This window comes from Streptomyces sp. NPDC002573, from assembly GCF_042889625.1.
Classification (GTDB): Bacteria; Actinomycetota; Actinomycetes; order Streptomycetales; family Streptomycetaceae; genus Streptomyces; species Streptomyces gibsoniae.
In genome coordinates, this window is the sequence record NZ_JBIARC010000002.1 from 232,402 (window position 1) to 250,665 (window position 18,264).

Below are 18,264 nucleotides of genomic sequence, written 5' to 3' on the forward strand. Positions count from 1 at the left end.
GCGGCCGGGCCGGGGCCGGGGACCGCCGGGACCGGCGCGGGGCGGGGCACCGGGGCGGGCGCTTCTCGCCCGTCGGCGCACCCGGACGTCCCGCGGCTGCTCTGTTCACTCGCCCACCCCCTTCGTCAGGCCCGCTCGGCTTCCGCCCGGCTCACTCGGCGTCCTCACGGATGCGCTCGGCACCCCGCAGACGCGCCGGGGCCGCGCGGCGGTTCTCGGCGACCTCCTCCTCGCTGGGAAGTTCGGCACCGCGCGTGAGGAGCTTGAGCCGGGGCTGGTGGTGCTCGGGGACGACCGGCAGCCCGGGGGGCGCGGTGGTCGCGGCGCCTGCCGCGAACACCTGCTTGACGAGGCGGTCTTCGAGCGAGTGGTAGGACAGCACGGCGATCCGGCCGCCGACGGCGAGGGCCTTCACGGCCGCGGGGATCGCCCTCTCCAGGACGGCGAGTTCGCCGTTGACCTCGATGCGCAGCGCCTGGAAGGTGCGCTTGGCCGGGTTGCCGCCGGTCCGCTTGGCGGCCTGCGGCAGCGCGTCCCGGATCAGCTCCACGAGCCGTGCGCTGGTGGAGAACGGCTCTTTCTCGCGCTCGCGCACGATCGCGGACACGATCCGCTTGGCCTGCTTCTCCTCGCCGTACGCCCGCAGGATCCGGACGAGTTCGCCCGCCGGGTAGGTGTTGAGGACCTCGGCGGCGCTGACTCCCGTCGTCTGGTCCATGCGCATGTCGAGGGGGGCGTCCTGCGCGTACGCGAATCCGCGCTCCGCCTCGTCGAGTTGCATGGAGGAGACGCCGAGGTCGAAGAGCACGCCCTGGACGCGGGGCAGGCCCAGCCGGCCGAGCACCGCGGGGAGTTCGTCGTAGACGGCGTGCACCAAGGTGGCGCGTTCCCCGAAGGGGGCGAGCCGTTCACCGGAGAGGCGCAGCGCCTCCTTGTCGCGGTCGAGTGCCACGAGCCGTGCCTCGGGGAAGCGCGTCAGCAGCGCCTCGCTGTGCCCGCCGAGTCCGAGGGTGCAGTCGACGACGACGGCCCCCGGCTCGGCGAGGGCCGGGGCCAGCATGTCCAGACACTGCCGGAGCATGACGGGCACGTGTCGACTCTTGCTCAAGGGGGCCTCTCAGATCCGGCGCGCCGGTCCGCACGGACGGCCGGCCGCCCTCCTCCAGACAGCGCTGGGGACGCCCCCCGTGAGGAAGTGGCCTGCCGGCGCCGGAAGCGTCAGCCGACCGGGAGCGGGAGGAGGCCGAGCCATACGTACGCGCCGCACACGCGGGGAGAAACCGGCGCGCGGCCGGCGTCTCCTGGGTGAACAGTCCGTGGGGAGAGCGTCTCGCCTCCCACTTCGGGTCACTTTAGTCCACCGTGTCTTGCGGTCAATCAACCGGCCTGCGCGTCGCCCGTCCGGCCCGCCGCGGCGGGCGAGGCGCCGGTGTTCACCCGTACGGCAGCGGCGTCACCGTCCGTGTGGAATAGGTCACAACAAGCTGCGCTGTCGTTCTTTGTCCACTCTCACAGCAGGCCTGGATCGGCCGTGACCAGTAACGTCATGGGTATGACGACTTCCGCATCCGTACCCACCGGTCCCGAAGGCGCCATAGTCGGCACCGTCACCAACCGCCTCGTCGAGGCCAACCAGCACTACGCCGCCGCGTTCACGGATCCCGGGATGGACGCCCGTCCCGTACTCCAGGTCGCGGTCGTGGCCTGCATGGACGCGCGTCTCGACCTGCACGCCGCACTGGGCCTCGAACTGGGCGACTGTCACACCATCCGCAACGCGGGCGGCGTCGTCACCGACGACGTGATCCGCTCCCTCACCATCAGCCAGCGGGCGCTCGGCACGCGCAGCATAGTGCTGATCCACCACACCGGCTGCGGTCTCGAGTCCCTGACCGAGGAGTTCCGGCACGATCTGGAGATGGAGGTCGGCCAGCGGCCCGCCTGGGCGGTGGAGGCCTTCCGCGACGTCGACCAGGACGTCCGTCAGTCGATGCAGCGGGTGCGCACCTCGCCGTTCCTGCTCCACACCGACGACGTACGGGGCTTCGTCTTCGACGTCAAGACGGGTCTCCTGCGGGAGGTGGACCCGGCGTAGCGCCGCGTTCCGGCCGCCGCCTTCACCCGTCACCACGTCGGCACAAACATCCATTCGAGCAAAATCCCCGGCTCCGGTGGGCCGAAAAGGCCGTAAGGCCGACATATCGCGGCCACTTATCCACAGCCGAGTGACACGAACCGGTAACGGCAACAAGAATGCGGGATGAGGCGTCGCGCGGAACTTTTCCCGCGCGGTGTCCGTGTTCGGGGTGGGCCGGTCCGCATCGCAGAGCGTCGGCCCGGAGAAAGTACGGGCCGAGGAGGGCCGGGTGACGACCTATGACGATCGAGCGAGCCTTACTGATCTGACCGCCACTGTGGAGCGCATCCGCAGTTCGGTGGAAGGAGTGATCGAGGGCAAGCCCGAGGTCGTACGGCTTTCACTGACCGTGCTGCTCGCCGAGGGGCATCTTCTGATCGAGGATGTCCCCGGCGTCGGCAAGACGATGCTCGCGAAGGCACTGGCACGCTCCATCGACTGTTCGGTGCGGCGCATCCAGTTCACCCCCGACCTGCTGCCCTCGGACATCACGGGCGTGTCCATCTGGGACCAGCAGCGTCGGGACTTCGAGTTCAAGCCGGGCGCGATCTTCGCCCAGATCGTGATCGGCGACGAGATCAACCGCGCCTCCCCCAAGACCCAGTCGGCGCTGCTGGAGTCGCTGGAGGAGCGCCAGGTCACCATCGACGGCCAGACCTACGAGCTGCCCAGCCCGTTCATGGTGGTCGCCACCCAGAACCCGGTGGAGATGGAGGGCACCTATCCGCTGCCCGAGGCCCAGCGGGACCGCTTCATGGCGCGTGTCTCCATCGGCTACCCGAGCGCGGAGGCCGAGCTGCAGATGCTCGACATCCACGGCGGCGTCAACCCGCTGGACGACCTCCAGCCGGTGGCGCACGCGCACGAGATCCTGAAGCTGATCGAGGCCGTCCGGGGCGTCCATGTGGCGGAGTCGGTCCGGCGTTACGCGGTGGACCTGGTCTCCGCCACGCGCACCCATCCGGACCTCAGACTCGGCGCCTCGCCGCGCGCCACCCTGCATCTGCTGCGCGCGGCGAAGGCGTCCGCCGCCCTGTCCGGCCGGGAGTACGCCCTGCCGGACGACGTACAGGCCCTCGCCGTGGCGGTATTGGCCCACCGTCTGCTGCCCACCGCGCAGGCCCAGCTCAACCGCCGTACGGCGGAGCAGGTCGTCCAGGAGATCCTGCAGAGCACCCCGGTGCCCGCAGCACCCCAGCAGTCCGGTCTCTCCCTGGGACGGGGCTACGGCCAGCAGCCGCCCCGGAGGCTGTGATGCCCCAAGGGGGGACGGCACCCGGCGGCCGGCCCGAACAGGGAGGACCGCTCACCGCGCTCGCCGGGCTGACCACGCGCGGGCGCTCCTTCCTCGCCGCCGGGATCGCGGCCGCGATCTGCGCCTACGTCCTCGGACAGGGCGCTCTGCTCCGGGTCGGACTGCTGCTGGCGGCGCTGCCCCTGGTCTGCGCGGCGGTGCTCTACCGCACGCGCTACCGGGTCGCGGGCAGCCGCCGGCTGTCCCCCGGGCGCGTTCCGGCCGGCTCGGAGGCCCGCGTCCATCTGCGGATGGACAACGTCTCCCGGCTGCCCACCGGGCTGCTGATGCTCCAGGACCGGGTGCCCTACGTCCTCGGGCCGCGCCCCCGCTTCGTCCTGGACCGGGTGGAGCCGGGCGGCCGGCGCGAGGTGTCCTACCGCGTCCGCTCGGATCTGCGCGGACGCTATCCGCTGGGACCCCTCCAGCTGCGCCTGACCGACCCCTTCGGCCTGTGCGAGCTGACCCGTTCCTTCTCGACCTACGACACCCTGACGGTCATCCCGCGCGTGGAGCCGCTGCCGCCCGTACGGCTGACCGGCGAGGCGATGGGCTACGGCGACGGGCGGCAGCGTTCGCTGGCGCTGGCCGGCGAGGACGACGTGATCCCTCGCGGCTACCGCCACGGCGACGACCTGCGCCGGGTGCACTGGCGTTCCACCGCGCGCTACGGCGAGCTGATGGTGCGCCGGGAGGAACAGCCACAGCGGGCCAGATGCACGGTGCTGCTCGACACCCGGGGCATCGCCTTCCAGGGCACCGGACCGGACTCGGCCTTCGAGTGGGCCGTCTCGGGCGCCGCGTCCGCGCTGGTCCACCTGCTCGAACGGGGCTTCTCCGTCAGGCTGTTGACGGACACGGGTGACTCGGTACCCGGCGAGGGAGCGAGCGGGTTCGCGGGCGCGAGCCAGGAGTCCGCCGACGCGGCCGGGCTGATGATGGACACGCTCGCCGTGATCGGCCATTCGGACGGCACGGGTCTGTCCCCCGCGTACGACCTGCTGCGCGGCGGGAACGAGGGACTGCTGATCGCCTTCTTCGGCGACCTGGACGAGGAGCAGGCCACGGTGGCCGCCAAGATGAGCAGACGCAGCAACGGCGCGCTCGCCTTTCTGCTGGACAGCGACACCTGGGGACGCGAGCAGACCGATGTGCCGGGCCCCCCGGACCGCACCGGGGAACGGCTGCGGATGCTGCGCGAGGCGGGCTGGACGGCGCTGGCCGTGCCTCGCGGTGTGTCCATCACGGAGCTGTGGCGCGAGGCGGACCGGCAGCGCACGCATGTGGGCGCCGTGAGCGGTGCGGAGGGACGGTCATGAGCGGGCGGGCCCGCCTGGCGCTGTGTGCAGCGGTGGCGACGCTGGCGGCGTCGTGCGCGCTGCTGCCCCTGGTGTCCCCGATGACCTGGATCTTCCAGGCGGCCTTGCTGTTGGCGGTGCAGACCGGGGTGGGGGCACTGGCCCGGCGGGTGCCGCTGGCGCGTTCGCTGACCATCGCCTGTCAGGGGGTCGTCGACCTGCTGCTGCTCACCCTGATGTTCGCGCACCGTCAGTCCGTCGCCGGGATCCTGCCCGGCCCCGAGGCCGTCCGCCACTTCTCGGAGCTGCTGCGGTCGGGCGCCGAGGACGTGGGGCAGTATGCGATTCCCGCGCCGCTGACCCCCGGCATCCGGCTGATGGTCGTCGGCGGAGTGCTGATCATCGGGCTCCTGGTGGACGCGCTCGCGGTGACCTTCCGCGCGGCGGCCCCGGCCGGGCTGCCGCTGCTCGCGCTGTACTCGGTGGCCGCCGGGCTCTCCGACGGCGCCACCGACTGGCTGTGGTTCCTCGTCGCCGCGAGCGGCTATCTGATGCTGCTGCTGGCCGAGGGCCGTGACCGGCTCTCCCAGTGGGGGCGGGTGTTCGCCGGCGCCGCGCGCGGCCGGGACCGGGACTCCGGGGGCGCGGTCGCCCCGGTCCGCACCGGACGGCGCATCGGCGCGGTGGCGCTGGGGGTCGCCCTGGTGGTGCCGCTGGCACTGCCCTCGCTCAAGGGCGGCCTGCTGGACAACACCGGCACCGGCGTCGGCGCGGGCTTCGGGAACGGCGAGACGATCTCCGCGGTCAACCCCCTGGTCTCGCTGCGCGACAGCCTGAACGTGGACCAGGACCGCCAGGTCATCGCCTACCGCACCAACTCGGACGACACCCAGGACATGTATCTGCGGATCGTCGCCCTGGACGACTTCGACGGCACGACCTGGCGGCCGGCCCAGCGGCGCATCACCGCCGTGCCGGACTCGCTCCCCACACCGGCCGGCCTCTCGGGCAGTGTGCGGCGGACCGAGATCGAGACGCGGATCTCGTCGGCGGACTGGTACGCGCAGAACTGGCTGCCGATGCCGTACCCCGCGACCAGCGTGAAGATCAGGGGCAACTGGCGCTACGAGCCGGTCGGCCGCACGCTCGTCGGCGACCACGGGCAGAACACACGCGGCATCCAGTACGACGTCAAGAGTCTGATCGTGCAGCCGACCGCGGAGCAGCTGGCCACCGCGCCGGAGCCGTCGGAGCCGCTGAAGCGCGAGTTCACGAAGGTGCCGACGTCGCTGCCGGCGGTCGTGGCGCAGACGGCCCGCAAGGTGACCGCGGGGGCGTCCAACCACTACGAGCAGGCGGTCAAGCTCCAGGACTACTTCGCGCTCAGCGGCGGGTTCACCTACAGCACCGCTGTGCAGGTCGGCACCGGGCCGAAGGCGATCGCGCGATTCCTGAGGGACAAACAGGGCTTCTGCGTGCACTTCTCGTTCGCGATGGCGGCGATGGCGCGGACCCTGGGGATCCCGGCCCGGGTCGCGGTGGGCTTCACCCCGGGCTCCCCGCTGGCGGACGGCTCCATGTCGGTGGGACTGCGGGACGCGCATGCCTGGCCCGAGTTGTACTTCGAGGGCGTCGGCTGGACCCGTTTCGAGCCGACCCCCAACCGGGGGACGACCCCCTCGTACACCCAGTCGGACGCGCCCAGCGGACAGAACCCCCTTCCGCCTCGGGCGTCGCTGTCGTCGACGGCGGCGGCGTCCACCGGTCCGACGGCGAGCGAGAGCTGCTCGGCGGTCATGCGCAAGCTGGAGGCGTGCCCGGCCCAGTCCTCGGGCGCCCTGGCGGTCACCGGCGACAGCGGGCCGCCGTGGTACCAGGTCGTCGCGTGGACGCTGCTGGGGCTGGCCCTGGTCGCGGTGCCGCTGACGCCGATGCTGTGGCGGCTGCGGAGCCGCTCGGTCCGGCTGGCCTCCGCCCGGCACGCGCCGACGGCCCTGCGGGCGGCCGGGTCCCGGGGCCGCGACCCCGGGACCGGTGAGCAGTACGCCGGGGACATAGAGGTGACCGTGGTACCGGGCGAGGCACCACCGGGCCGGGCGGCCGAGGCGGCCGTGGGGCACACCCTGGCCGTGTGGCGCGAGCTCACGGACACGGCGTGGGACTACGGCATCGTGCCGGACGACGCCCTGACCCCGCGCGGGGCCGCCGAGCGGATCGTGGGGCTCGGCCGCCTGGACGGGCCCGCCGCCGCTGCCGTGCACCGTGTGGCCGGCGCCGTGGAGCAGGTGCTCTTCGCTCCGCAGCCGCGCCCCGAGGCCGGGCTCGTCGACGATGTGCGCAAGGTGCGGACGGCACTGCGGTCCCAGGTCAGCCTGCGGACCCGGGTGCGTGCGGTCGTGGCACCGCGCTCCTCCCTGCGTGTCGTCTGGGCGATGGGCGACCGCTGGGCGGACCTCAAGGGCCGCTGGGCCACTCGCTGGTCCACTCTGCTCCGCCGCCCGTCCGGCCAGCAGAGCGGCTGAGGCGGGGCGAGGCGGCCGGCCAGGGCCCCGGAGCGGATGTCACGCTCCGGGGCCCTGGGGAACCCCGGGAACCCTGGAAAAGCGGCCGAAGCGATGGCAGGCCTGTTCCGGCATGCGGAAGGGGGCGGCCACCTCGTCGGTGGTCGCCCCCTTCCGGAAGTTCTCAGCCTGCCCGGGGGCTAGTGACCCTGCTCGTCCCGGCGTCGCTGCCAGCGCTGTTCGATCCGGTCCATCATGGAACGTCGCTGCCTGACCTGCCTGCGGGCGCCCGGCGCCCCCTGCTCGCCCGGCTTCGGAACCTTGCGCCAACCGGTCACGACGAGTACCGCACAGCCCAGCATGACGAGGAAACCCACCACGCTGATCCAGATCTGCTTCGCGACCATTCCGGCCATGAGGAGCGCGATACCCACCAGGAAGCCCGCTGCGGCCTGGTAGACCCGTCGCCGGGTGTATGTACGCAGCCCGCTTCCCTCAAGCGCTGTCGCGAACTTGGGATCTTCGGCGTACAGCGCTCGCTCCATCTGCTCGAGCATTCGCTGCTCGTGCTCCGAGAGCGGCACGGAGTCCTCCTCATCGTGCAGTCGCCGGGGCGACCGGGGGTCCCCTTCAGGATAGGCAGGGAATCGCCCCCTTGAAACCCGCCCCTCTACGCCAATTGGCCAACCGGAATCCGCCATGGCCGTCCTGGCTCACTGAGGCTTCCATTCCCCAGTGGCCGACCCGTCATGCCGGGCGGTCTCCCTCGATCATACGGCGCGCACCGCCCGATCGGAGGTCCTGTGGCGTACTCCATCCGCCGTCTCGCCGCTGATCAACGGCGCGTCCCGGCGGCGGACTCAGACCTCGGCCGTGCCGCGGGTCTCACCGAGGACATGAAGCTGGGTGGCGACGGAGTGGAAGGCGGGTTCCTCGGCCGCCGCGGCCTCCAGCTTGAGCAGTGCGTCGAGGGCCCCCGGCTCGGTGTCCACCAGCACTCCGGGCACCAGGTCCGCGAAGACCCGGACGCCGTGCACGGCGGCGACGCCGAGGCCCGCGTCCTGGACGAGCGCGGTGAGCTGGTCCGCGGTGAAGCGGTGGGGCACGGGGTCGCCCTCGCCCCAGCGGCCGTCCGGGTCCTGGAGCGCCTGCCTGGCCTCCTTGAAGTGACCGGCGAGGGCCCGGGCCAGGACGGCGCCGCCGAGCCCGGCGGCGAGCAGGCTGAGGACGCCCTCAGGACGTAGCGCGGCGACCACGTTGCGTACGCCCTCGGCGGGGTCGTCCACGTACTCCAGGACGCCGTGGCACAGCACCGCGTCGTAGCCGGCCGGCTCCACCACGTCGAAGAGGCCGTGGGCGTCGCCCTGAACGCCCCGCACCCGGTCGGCGACCCCGGCCTCGGCGGCCCGGCGCTCCAGCGCGAACAACGCGTTCGGACTGGGGTCGACGACGGTGACCCGGTGGCCCAGGCGGGCGACGGGCACCGCGAAGTTGCCGCTGCCGCCACCGGTGTCGAGGACGTCCAGCACGTCCCGCCCCGTGGCCTTGACGCGGCGGTCGAGGGCGTCCTTGAGGACCTCCCAGACCACGGCGGTACGGAGAGAAGCGCGGGGGCGCATCGGGTCCGACACGGCAGTTGACTCCTCGGCGCGGCACCGCCTGCTCGTGCGGCGGAGCGATCGGACGGCCTTCCGGACCCGGTACCAGGGCGAAAGGCTTCAGCGCCTCCACCCTATTGCCTCCGGCACCATGTCCGGAGCCCCGACCCACACCACCGCACACCGGCCCGGAGGGCTCAGCCCGCGTCCGGCATCTCCCTGTCCTCCGTCCCCCGCTCTCCCGTGCCCCTGTCCCCCCAGCCCCCGCTCCCCCGCTCGCCGGGACCCCGCGCCCCGCCGCTCCGTTCGGCGGTCTCCCGCTCGCCGATCTGCCGTGGCTGTGGCAGGACCGGCTGGAGCACCAGCATCCGCTCGACCAGGCGCAGGAACATCGCCACGTCCCGTATCAGATCGTCGGCGTCGCGGGGCCGGGCCGCGCCCGGGATGCCGGCCTCGGCGCGGGCGCGGCGGGCGGCACCCGAGGCGAACAGCGCGCTCCACTCGGCCAGTTCGGGCGCGATCTCGGGAAGCACCTCCCAGGCGCTTCTGATCCTGGCGCGGCGCCGGGCGGTGGGCTCCGGCCGGCCGCGCGCGGCGAGCACGGCGGCCGCCGTGCGCAGGGCCGCCAGATGGGCCGTCGCATAGCGCTCGTTGGGGGTTTCCAGTCGGGCCGCCTCGTCGAGTCCGGCGCGGGCCTGGGCGAGCAGGTCCAGTGCGGCGGGCGGGGCGGTGGCCCGGCGCAGTACGGGGTGCACGTCGCGCGCCGGGCCGGTCAGTGAGGGGGCAGGGCCGGTGGCGCGGCGCCGGGGTGCGGCACCTGCGGGATAGCTGGCCATGACGAACCTCCTGTCGTCTGCGTGACGGCACTGTGGCCGCATGTGCCCATCGTGGGATACGGCACTGACAATCCGGCCTGACCTGCGGTTTTGCTTCGTTCGTAGGTTCGGGGTAGATTTTGAACTGACCAGTCAGTTCAAAACCGGTCCCACGACTGGGCGACTCGCCCAGGGGAACGAGGGGGGACATGGACATGCAGGAGGAAGCGGCCGGTGCCGCTGTGGAGGTCACGGGCCTCGGCCTGAAGGGCCCGCGCGGCCCTGTGTTCCGGGGTGTCCATGTGACGGCCCGGCCCGGCGCGCTCATCGCTGTCGAAGGGCCGTCGGGCTCGGGCCGGACCTGTCTGCTGCTCACGCTCACCGGGCGGATGAGGCCCGGCGAGGGCCATGCCACGGTCGGCGGGCACCGGCTGCCCAAGGAGATGTCCGCGGTGCGCCGGATGAGCGCGATCGCGAACGTGTCCGGGGTCACCGACCTGGAGCCCGCGCTGACCGTGGGTGAGCACCTACGTGAACGAGCCCTGCTGGAGAGCCGGTTCGGGGACTCCCTGCGCGCGCTGCTGCGGCCGCGCGACGAGCGCACGGCGTCGGTGAGGCGACGTATCGACACCGCTCTCGCCGCGGCCGGGCTCGACCAGGACGCGCTGCCCAAGGGACCCCGCACCGCCGTACGCGATCTGGAGCGCCTGGAGGCCCTGCGGCTGTCCGTGGCCCTGGCCCTGATGGGCCGGCCGCGTCTGCTCGCCGTGGACGACACCGACCACAAGCTCTCCGCCGCCGAACGGGCCGAGGCATGGGACCTGTTGAGGTCCGTCGCGCAGGCCGGGACCACGGTTCTCGCGGTGTGCACCGAGGCCCCCCGGGACGCGCTGGTGGTGTCCACGGCCCCGGGTGACCGCGCGGCACAGGGCGGGGACGTGACCCCGCCGGCCGCCGAGGGCGGCGCGCCGGACGCATCCCAGAGGGCCACCACCCCCGACGAGCCGTCCGAGGACGGCGCAGAAGACGACAAGGAGACGGCGGATGCGCTCGCCGAAACTGGCCGCGCTTGAGCTGAGGCGGTTCGGCAGGGGAAGGCTGCCGCGCGCGGCACTGGTCGCGCTCCTGCTGCTGCCGCTGCTGTACGGCGCCCTGTATCTGTGGTCCTTCTGGGACCCGTACGGGCGCCTGGACCGCATCCCGGTGGCGCTCGTCGACGACGACAAGGGGGCGACGGCGGACGGCCGGAGGATCACCGCGGGCGACGACCTCGTCAAGGGACTGCGCAAGAGCGAGACCTTCGAGTGGCACGAGGTGAGCGCGGCCGAGGCCAGGAAGGGCGTCGAGAACGGCACCTACTACCTGTCGCTGACGATGCCGTCCGACTTCAGTGCGCGGATCGCCTCCAGCTCCGGGAAGTCCCCCGAGACCGGCGCCCTCCAGGTGCACACCAACGACGCGAACAACTACATCGTCGGGCAGATCTCCAAGACGGTGTTCAACGAGGTGCGCGCGGCGGCCTCCACGAAGACGTCGCGGTCGTTCCTGGACCGGATCTTCATCTCCTTCTCCGACATCCACGGCAAGACCGTGCAGGCCGCCGAGGGGGCCGACCGGCTCACAGGCGGGATCGGCAAGGCGAAGCAGGGCTCCAAGGACCTAGCCGACGGTCTCCAGGAGGCCGAGAACGGCAGCGGGAAGCTGTCGGGCGGTCTGACGAAGCTCACCCGGGGCGCCGGTGATCTGCACAGCGGGGCGCAGCAGGTCGCCGACGGCACCCAGGCGCTGGCCGACCGGGTGGACGGCACGGCCGACCAGGTGCGGCCCTTCCTGAAGAAGAACGGCCGGCAGATCGCCGACACCGCGACCCTGGTGGCCGACTCCGCGGGCGTGATCAGCGACCACCTCGACACCTTCGTCACCACGGCCCCCATCGCGGAGAGCGGCACCCGCAAGGCGTCCGACGCGCTGAACGACATCTACGACCGGCGTTGTGTCAGCCCGCTGCTTCCCGACCCCGCGTGCGACGACCTGAAGAAGGCGAAGGACGCGGCGGCGCAGGCGGCGAAGCTCGCCCACGACGTCAACTCCGTGGTGCAGGACTACCACGGGGACATGACCGCCATGCAGTCGGACCTGAAGACGCTCCAGCAGCAGGCGCGGGCCCTCGCCAAGGCGGCACCGCACCTCTCCGACGACCTCGACGACGCGGTCGCCAAGGTGGACGCGCTCAACAAGGGCGCCGCCCGGGTCGCCCAGGGGGCCGGGACCCTGCAGGCCGGACTCGGCACCGCGCAGACCGGCGCCGCCGACCTGAACGAGGGCGTCGGCAGGCTGGAGGCGGGCGCGGTCGACCTCAACGGCGGCATGTACAAGCTCGCCGACGGCTCCGGGAAGCTCGCGGGCGGGCTGCACGACGGGGCGTCCAAGATCCCCGCCTACGGCAAGCAGGACCGCGACCGGCGCACCGAGGTGATGGCCGACCCGGTGCAGCTCGCCTCCCGGGACCTGCACCACGCGCCGAACTACGGCACCGGTTTCGCCCCCTACTTCATTCCGCTCTCCCTCTGGGTGGGCGCCATGGTGGCGTACATGCTGATCCCGCCGCTGAACCGGCGCGCGCTCGCGGCGGGCGCCTCGGCCTGGCGGATCGCGCTGGCGGGCTGGCTGCCCGCGGCCGCCGTGGGTGTGCTGCAGACGACCGCCCTCATGGCCGTACTGCACTGGGCGATCGGCCTGGAGATGATGCGGGCGGCCGGCACGGTCGGGTTCCTGTTCCTGGTGGCGGTGTGTTTCGCGGCGATCGTGCAGTGGCTGAACGCACAGTTCGGGGCGGCGGGCCGGATCCTCGTCCTCGCGCTGCTGATGCTCCAGCTGACGTCCGCGGGCGGCACCTACCCCGTGGAGACCAGTCCGGGCTTCTTCAACGCGATCCACCCCTTCCTGCCGATGAGTTACATCATCGAGGCCCTGCGCAGGCTCATCACCGGCGGCGGTCTCGGCCCCGTGTGGCAGGCGTGCGCCGTGCTGGCGGCGTTCACCGCGGGCGCCCTCGCGCTCACCGCCCTGTCCGCCCGCCGCAAGCAGGTGTGGACCCTCGACCGGCTGCATCCGGAGCTGAGCCTGTGACGGCCACAGCCGGACCCGCGTCCTCCGAGGGAGCCTTTCCTGTGAGAATCATGGCCATGGAACGCACCAGTGCCGCCACACCAGGCGGCTCGGGCCGACGCGCGGCGACCCGGCAGAAGCTCTACGAGGCGGCGGTCACCCTCATCGCGGAACAGGGTTTCTCCGCGACGACCGTCGACGAGATCGCCGAACGGGCGGGGGTCGCGAAGGGCACGGTCTACTACAACTTCGCCAGCAAGTCCGTCCTCTTCGAGGAGCTGCTGCGACACGGTGTGGGTCTGCTCACCGCCTCCCTGAGGGAGGCGGCCGAGCAGACCGCCCTGGCCGGCGGCACCAAGGTCGACGCCCTGGACGCCATGATCCGCGCGGGACTCGGCTTCATCGCCCGCTACCCGGCCTTCACCCAGCTCTACGTGGCCGAGCTGTGGCGCACCAACCGGGCCTGGCAGTCCACGCTCATGGTGGTGCGCCAGCAGGTCGTCGCGGCCATCGAGGACGTGCTGCGCGAGGGGGTGGCGAACGGCGAGTTCAGCGACGAGATCGATGTCCCGCTGACGGCGGCCGCGCTGGTCGGGATGGTCCTGGTGGCGGCTCTCGACTGGCAGTCGTTCCAGCCGGAACGCTCCCTGGACGACGTCCACGCGGCGCTGTCCAGGCTGATCCAGGGACGCGTGAGCGGGAACAGATAGCGCGCCAGGCACACAAAAGCCCGAAAACCCTGAAAAGCCGGAAGCCGGAAGCCGGAAGCCGAAAACCGGAAGCCCGAAACCCCGGGAACCTACAAGAGCGAAAGCGCCGGTCCGAGATGGCCGCGTCCCTGTCGGGCCGCCTCGGACCGGCGCTTCGTCGTTCCCCCGTGCTCCCCCGTCGGACCCCGTTCGGTCGTTCCCCCGGGTCCCCCCGTCCTCGCTTCCGCCGAGCGGGGTCGGCGGAAGGAGCGGGCAAGGGCGCGGGAGCCGTTCCGCCGCCCCGTGTCGGCGGTCCCGGACCGCACCTCTTTCCCGTGTCTCCACTGTCTCGTTCGCGCACGTCGGGCCCCATCCGTGCGCGTACTCATCTCACCGAATGAGTACGGATACTCAGGCCTGAGCGCTCATCCCCACGTCCCGGAGGCCGCGAGGGGGCCGGACGCACGCCGAGGACACTGATCACCGGCCCGTGGCCGGGCTGTCGGCGGTGGCGGATAAAGTCACCGGCATGGCACGGATTGCGGTGATCGGCGCCGGGATGGGCGCGATGGCGGCTGCCGCCCGGCTGGCCGTCGCGGGCCACCGGGTGGTGGTGTACGAGCGTACGGAGACGTACGGCGGTGCGGTGCGCCGTCTCATACGTGACGGCTTCTCCTTCGACACCGGCCCGGGCCTGCTGCCGCTCCCGGCGGTCTACCGCGACCTGTTCGTCAAGACCGGCAAAGAGCCGCTGGAGAGCCTGGTCGAGCTGGTCCAGGTGGACCCGTCCGCGCGGCACGTCTTCGCGGACGGCACGGAGCTCTCGCTGCCGAACGCGTCACGCGCGGGCGCCGTGTCGGCGCTGGACGCGGCGCTCGGCGGCGGGGCGGGCGAGCGCTGGGGCGACTTCCTGGTGCGGGCCCGCGAGGCCTGGGACCGCACCCGCAGGCCGCTCCTGGAGGAGCCGCTGTGGCCCAACTGGGCGGATCTGGCCGAGCGCGAGCCGTACCCGTCGGTGCCGCACCGCAGACTGCTGCGCACCCGGCAGGCCAGCACGCTCGCCGAGGTCGGCGCCTTCGAGCTGCGCGACGAGCGGCTGCGGGCCCTGCTGGAGAGCCATGCCCTGGCGTACGGCCTGGACCCCCGGACGGCACCGGCGAGCGCGGCGGTGCTGCCGTACATGGAGCATGCCTTCGGCACCTGGTACGTGCGCGGCGGGATACGGGAGCTGGCGCGTGCCGTGTACGAGCGGTGCGTGGCGCGGCGGGTGGAGTTCGTCTTCGGCGCCGAGGTCACCGGGATCGTTGAGAAGGACGGCCGGGCCGCGGGCGTGGAGCTGGCCGGGGACACCTCCGGGGCGCCCGGCTCCCGGGGCGGATCGGTGGTGGAGGCGGACCATGTGGTCGCCGGGGTGGCGCCCGCCGTGCTGGACCGCCTGGTGCCGGGGACGGTGTCGGTGCGGGGGGCCGGCGAGGTCCCGGCACAGCGCGGCATGCCCGCCCGGCTGACGGTGCTGCTGGCGCTGCGCGACGGACGGCCGGAGGGGACGGCGCACCGGACGGTGGTCCACCCGGCCGACCGCGAGGGCGAGTTGGACCGCCTGTTCGGGGCGGAGGCCGGGCTGCCGGCCGCCTCGACGGTGACGGTGCTGCGCCCGGACGACCCCGCGCTGGTGCCCGACGCGGAGCACGAGGCGGTCACCCTGTCGGTCACGGTGCCGGCGGGCCTGAGCCCGGCCGCGTCCGATGTGGACCGGATCGTGGAGACCGCCGAGCGCGCGATACCCGGTCTGCGCGACCGGGTGCTGTGGCGGGAGGTGCGCGCCCCTGGCGACATCACCGAGGAGACCGGTGTGCCCGGCGGTGCGGTCCCGGCACCGGCCCTCGCGGCGGCTGGCGGACGGCTGCTGCAGCCGTCCAACAGCACGCGCCTGCCCGGCCTCTTCACGGTCGGCGGCTGGTCCCACCCCGGGGGTGGGCTTCCGCACGCCGGGATGTCGGGGGCCCTGGTCGCCGGGCTGATCGTGGAGGGGCCGGACTTCCGGGGCTCGCAGTGAGGCACCGGGGGCCGTCCGTGCGCGAGGGCCCGGTGCTCGGCACCGGGCCCTCGGACAGCTGTGAGGCGTTCGTTCAGAAACGGTACTGCTCGTCGTAGCCGTGGCCCTGCGCGGTGCCGTTCGGTGCCGTGCCGTTCCCCTGGTACGGGTACGGCTGCTCCTGCGGGAGCTCACCGCCGAACGCGTCCTCGTTGCTGCGTTGCTGGGGGACCCAGACACCGCCGGCCGGGGTCTCGCCGTAGGTACCGACCGGGTACTGCTCCTGGCCGTACGCCTGCTGTCCGTACTGCTCCTGACCGCCGTACGCGGGGTCGTAGCCGCCGCCGTAGGTCTGGGTGCCGGCGTAGGGGTCGGAGTAGCCGCCGTACTGCTGCTGGGCGCCCTCGTAGCTGTAGCCCTGCTGGTTGTAGCCGGAGTAGCCGTCGTAGGCGTAGGCCTGCTGGTCCTGGGTCTGGCCCGCGTTCGCGTAGGACGGGTCCGTGGCGGCCGCGTACGCCGCGCCCGTGTAAACACCGTACGAGCCGGTCTCCTCGGGCAGCGGCTGCGGCTCGTACACGGCGGTCGCCTCGGCGGCGCTCTCCGCGGGCTGGGCGCGGTTGAAGACGTTGTCGTCGTCGTAGGCGTCGTCCTGCGGGGGCGTCGCCGCGGTCAGCTGCTCGTCGTCGGGGCCGTCGTCGTCCGGCACGTGCTCCTGCCGGGCCGCCTCGCCCCGGCGGCGCTTGCTGCCGCCACCCTCACGCGGACGGTTTCCGACCGCCCAGCCGGCCGCGAAGCCGCGGCGGAACGACAGCGTGACGTAGGTCTGCCCGACCGCGAACGCCGCAGCGCCCACGGCGATGACCAGCACCGAGGCGGTCAGCACGCCGAGCACGACTCCGAGGAAGCCGACGAAGGCCAGCAGCCGCCAGCGCAGTCGTGCCTTGTACTGCAGCAGCACCTCGCCCAGAAGCCACAGCGCGACGATGCCGAACGCGATGTAGAGGACCGCCCAGCCCATGTACGCCCCTCTCCCAGTGGCCGCTACGCAGTGTGTCGTAGTTGGGTGCGACCGGTCTAGGCCCGCTGCGGGTGGTGCAGGCCCAGATTTTCGTAGATTTCCAGCGTCGCCGTGGAGTTGTTGAGTGTAATGAAGTGCAGTCCGGGGACTCCCTCGGCCAGCAGCCTCGAGCAGAACTCCGTGGCGAACTCGATGCCAATCGAGCGTACAGCCGCCGGATCGTCTTTCGCTGCGAGGATCCGCTCTTTCAGGGCGGCCGGGAGGGCGGCGTTGCTGAGCTGCGGCAGCCGCTCCAGCATCCGCACGCTGGTCACGGGCATGACCTCGGGGATGACCGGGGTCGCACAGCCCGCCGCGGCGACCCGGTCGCGCAGCCGCAGATAGGACTCCGGCTGGAAGAACATCTGGGTGATCGCGTAGTCGGCGCCGGCCCGGCACTTGTCGACGAAGTGCGAGACGTCCGTGTCCCAGTCGCTGGAGCGCGGGTGCATCTCGGGGAAGGCGGCGACGCCCACACAGAAGTCGCCCGCCTCCTTGATGAGCCGGACCAGGTCGGCCGCGTAGGCCAGGCCCTTGGGGTGCGGGACCCAGTCGCCCATCGGGTCGCCGGGCGGATCGCCGCGGACGGCGAGCATGTTGCGGATCCCGGCGTCCGCGTACTGGCCGACGATGTTGCGCAGCTCCGCGACGGAGTGGTTGACCGCGGTGAGGTGGGCGACCGGGGTCAGCGTCGTGTCGGCGACGATCTGCTCGGTCTCCCTCACCGTGCCCGCGCGGGTCGAACCGCCCGCGCCGTAGGTCACGGAGACGAAGTCCGGGGCCACCGCCTCGACCCTGCGCAGCGCGCTCCACAAGTTCCGCTCGCCCTTGGGGGTCTTCGGCGCCGAGAACTCGAACGAGTACGTCGTCTTACCGGTGGCGAGGATGTCACGCACCGTTCGCGCGCGATCAGACCTCGTGGATGCGGTTCCGAGGGCCATAGTCGCAGGTTAGCCAGGGGGAGGCGGTCCCCCAACCGGACGCTGGAGATTTGCCGGAATTGTCGCGCTGTTGTCCACCAGTCGGACATCCGCGCATGGTCGGGCCGACGAACCGGCCGTTCTACGCCGTCCGCAGCCGCTTCGCGAACTCCGCCGCCGCGGCGCCGGGGTCGGTCGCCTCCGTGATCGCGCGGACGACGACCACCCGGCGGGCGCCGGCCTCCAGTACCTGGTCCAGATTGCCGAGGTCGATGCCTCCGATGGCGAACCAGGGCCGGTCGGTGCCCACCGCGGCGGTGTGCCGGACCAGGTCGAGGCCCGGGGCGGGGCGGCCGGGCTTGGTGGGGGTGGGCCAGCAGGGCCCGGTGCAGAAGTAGTCCACGCCGTCCTGGACGGCGGCGGACTCGGCCTCCGCCACGGAGTGCGTCGAGCGGCCTATGAGGACCTCGTCGCCTAGGACGGCGCGGGCCGCGGGGACGGGCAGGTCGCCTTGGCCGAGGTGCAGGACGTCCGAGGCGGCGGCGTGGGCGACGTCCGCGCGGTCGTTCACCGCGAGCAGCTTGCCGTGGCGGGCGCAGGCGTCGGCGAAGACCGCCAGGTGCTCCAGTTCCTCGGCCGCCTCCATGCCCTTGTCGCGCAGCTGCACGATGTCGACGCCCCCGGCCAGGACCGCGTCGAGGAACTCGGCGAGGTCGCCCTGGCGGGTGCGGGCGTCCGTGCACAGATAGACGCGGGCGTCGGCGAGCCGGGCGGTGCGGGCGGTGTCGGGCACGATGGGTCCCCCGGGGTCG

The 18,264-nt window shown here is 72.6% G+C and carries 15 protein-coding genes; 8 read left to right on the forward strand and 7 right to left on the reverse strand.

What is annotated here, in order from left to right; genetic code table 11:
* Window positions 1-151 precede the first annotated feature (151 nt).
* Complete coding sequence (rsmH, locus tag ACFYX0_RS03185; RefSeq protein ID WP_311690856.1) at window positions 152-1,108, reverse strand: 16S rRNA (cytosine(1402)-N(4))-methyltransferase RsmH; 957 nt, start codon at window positions 1,106-1,108, stop codon at window positions 152-154.
* Window positions 1,109-1,552: 444 nt separating this feature from the next.
* Here rsmH and ACFYX0_RS03190 point away from each other — a divergent pair, with 444 nt between their 5' ends.
* The 4 genes from ACFYX0_RS03190 (at window position 1,553) to ACFYX0_RS03205 (ending at window position 7,251) form a co-directional block, all read left to right on the forward strand.
* On the forward strand, window positions 1,553-2,095 hold the full coding sequence (locus tag ACFYX0_RS03190) for a beta-class carbonic anhydrase (protein WP_388965722.1): 543 nt from the start codon (window positions 1,553-1,555) through the stop codon (window positions 2,093-2,095).
* Window positions 2,096-2,366: 271 nt separating this feature from the next.
* Window positions 2,367-3,392 (forward strand): AAA family ATPase, encoded by a 1,026-nt coding sequence (locus tag ACFYX0_RS03195; RefSeq protein ID WP_388965725.1) that lies wholly within the window; start codon window positions 2,367-2,369, stop codon window positions 3,390-3,392.
* Window positions 3,392-4,750, forward strand: a complete 1,359-nt coding sequence (locus ACFYX0_RS03200) for a DUF58 domain-containing protein (protein ID WP_388965728.1) — start codon at window positions 3,392-3,394, stop codon at window positions 4,748-4,750. The genes ACFYX0_RS03195 and ACFYX0_RS03200 overlap by 1 nt, the downstream gene beginning before the upstream one ends.
* Window positions 4,747-7,251: a DUF3488 and DUF4129 domain-containing transglutaminase family protein gene (locus tag ACFYX0_RS03205; RefSeq protein ID WP_388965730.1), complete on the forward strand. Its 2,505-nt coding sequence runs from the start codon at window positions 4,747-4,749 to the stop codon at window positions 7,249-7,251. Before ACFYX0_RS03200 ends, ACFYX0_RS03205 begins: the two co-directional genes overlap by 4 nt.
* Window positions 7,252-7,430: 179 nt before the next feature.
* Here the strand turns inward: ACFYX0_RS03205 and ACFYX0_RS03210 are convergent, their stop codons facing one another.
* The 3 genes from ACFYX0_RS03210 to ACFYX0_RS03220 all read right to left on the reverse strand — a co-directional run bounded on the left by ACFYX0_RS03210 (window position 7,431) and on the right by ACFYX0_RS03220 (window position 9,664).
* Window positions 7,431-7,814: a DUF3040 domain-containing protein gene (locus ACFYX0_RS03210; protein WP_311690846.1), complete on the reverse strand. Its 384-nt coding sequence runs from the start codon at window positions 7,812-7,814 to the stop codon at window positions 7,431-7,433.
* 276 nt (window positions 7,815-8,090) lie between these two features.
* Window positions 8,091-8,861 carry a methyltransferase gene (locus ACFYX0_RS03215; RefSeq protein ID WP_388965733.1) on the reverse strand — a complete coding sequence of 257 codons (771 nt, stop codon included), beginning with the start codon at window positions 8,859-8,861 and terminating at the stop codon, window positions 8,091-8,093.
* 164 nt (window positions 8,862-9,025) lie between these two features.
* Window positions 9,026-9,664: an SAV_6107 family HEPN domain-containing protein gene (locus ACFYX0_RS03220; RefSeq protein ID WP_388965736.1), complete on the reverse strand. Its 639-nt coding sequence runs from the start codon at window positions 9,662-9,664 to the stop codon at window positions 9,026-9,028.
* A 188-nt stretch (window positions 9,665-9,852) separates the two neighbouring features.
* Between ACFYX0_RS03220 and ACFYX0_RS03225 the strand changes: the two genes are divergently transcribed.
* The 4 genes from ACFYX0_RS03225 to ACFYX0_RS03240 all read left to right on the forward strand — a co-directional run bounded on the left by ACFYX0_RS03225 (window position 9,853) and on the right by ACFYX0_RS03240 (window position 15,496).
* On the forward strand, window positions 9,853-10,716 hold the full coding sequence (locus tag ACFYX0_RS03225; RefSeq protein WP_388965739.1) for an ATP-binding cassette domain-containing protein: 864 nt from the start codon (window positions 9,853-9,855) through the stop codon (window positions 10,714-10,716).
* Entirely contained in the window at window positions 10,688-12,772 is a 2,085-nt protein-coding gene (locus tag ACFYX0_RS03230) for a YhgE/Pip family protein (protein WP_388965742.1), read from the forward strand. The genes ACFYX0_RS03225 and ACFYX0_RS03230 overlap by 29 nt, the downstream gene beginning before the upstream one ends.
* 56 nt (window positions 12,773-12,828) lie before the next feature.
* Window positions 12,829-13,461, forward strand: coding sequence for a TetR/AcrR family transcriptional regulator (locus ACFYX0_RS03235; RefSeq protein ID WP_388965745.1), 633 nt, complete (start codon window positions 12,829-12,831; stop codon window positions 13,459-13,461).
* A gap of 508 nt (window positions 13,462-13,969) precedes the next feature.
* Window positions 13,970-15,496: a phytoene desaturase family protein gene (locus tag ACFYX0_RS03240; RefSeq protein WP_388965747.1), complete on the forward strand. Its 1,527-nt coding sequence runs from the start codon at window positions 13,970-13,972 to the stop codon at window positions 15,494-15,496.
* A 73-nt stretch (window positions 15,497-15,569) separates the two neighbouring features.
* On the opposite strand, the gene ACFYX0_RS03245 is transcribed toward ACFYX0_RS03240, so the two are convergent.
* From ACFYX0_RS03245 to thiE, 3 genes are all read right to left on the reverse strand, one after another.
* Entirely contained in the window at window positions 15,570-16,493 is a 924-nt protein-coding gene (locus ACFYX0_RS03245; RefSeq protein ID WP_388965750.1) for a hypothetical protein, read from the reverse strand.
* 56 nt (window positions 16,494-16,549) lie between these two features.
* Entirely contained in the window at window positions 16,550-17,473 is a 924-nt protein-coding gene (metF, locus tag ACFYX0_RS03250) for a methylenetetrahydrofolate reductase [NAD(P)H] (RefSeq protein WP_388965752.1), read from the reverse strand.
* Between the two features lie 121 nt (window positions 17,474-17,594).
* Window positions 17,595-18,245 carry a thiamine phosphate synthase gene (gene thiE, locus ACFYX0_RS03255; RefSeq protein ID WP_388965755.1) on the reverse strand — a complete coding sequence of 217 codons (651 nt, stop codon included), beginning with the start codon at window positions 18,243-18,245 and terminating at the stop codon, window positions 17,595-17,597.
* Window positions 18,246-18,264: the final 19 nt, after the last annotated feature.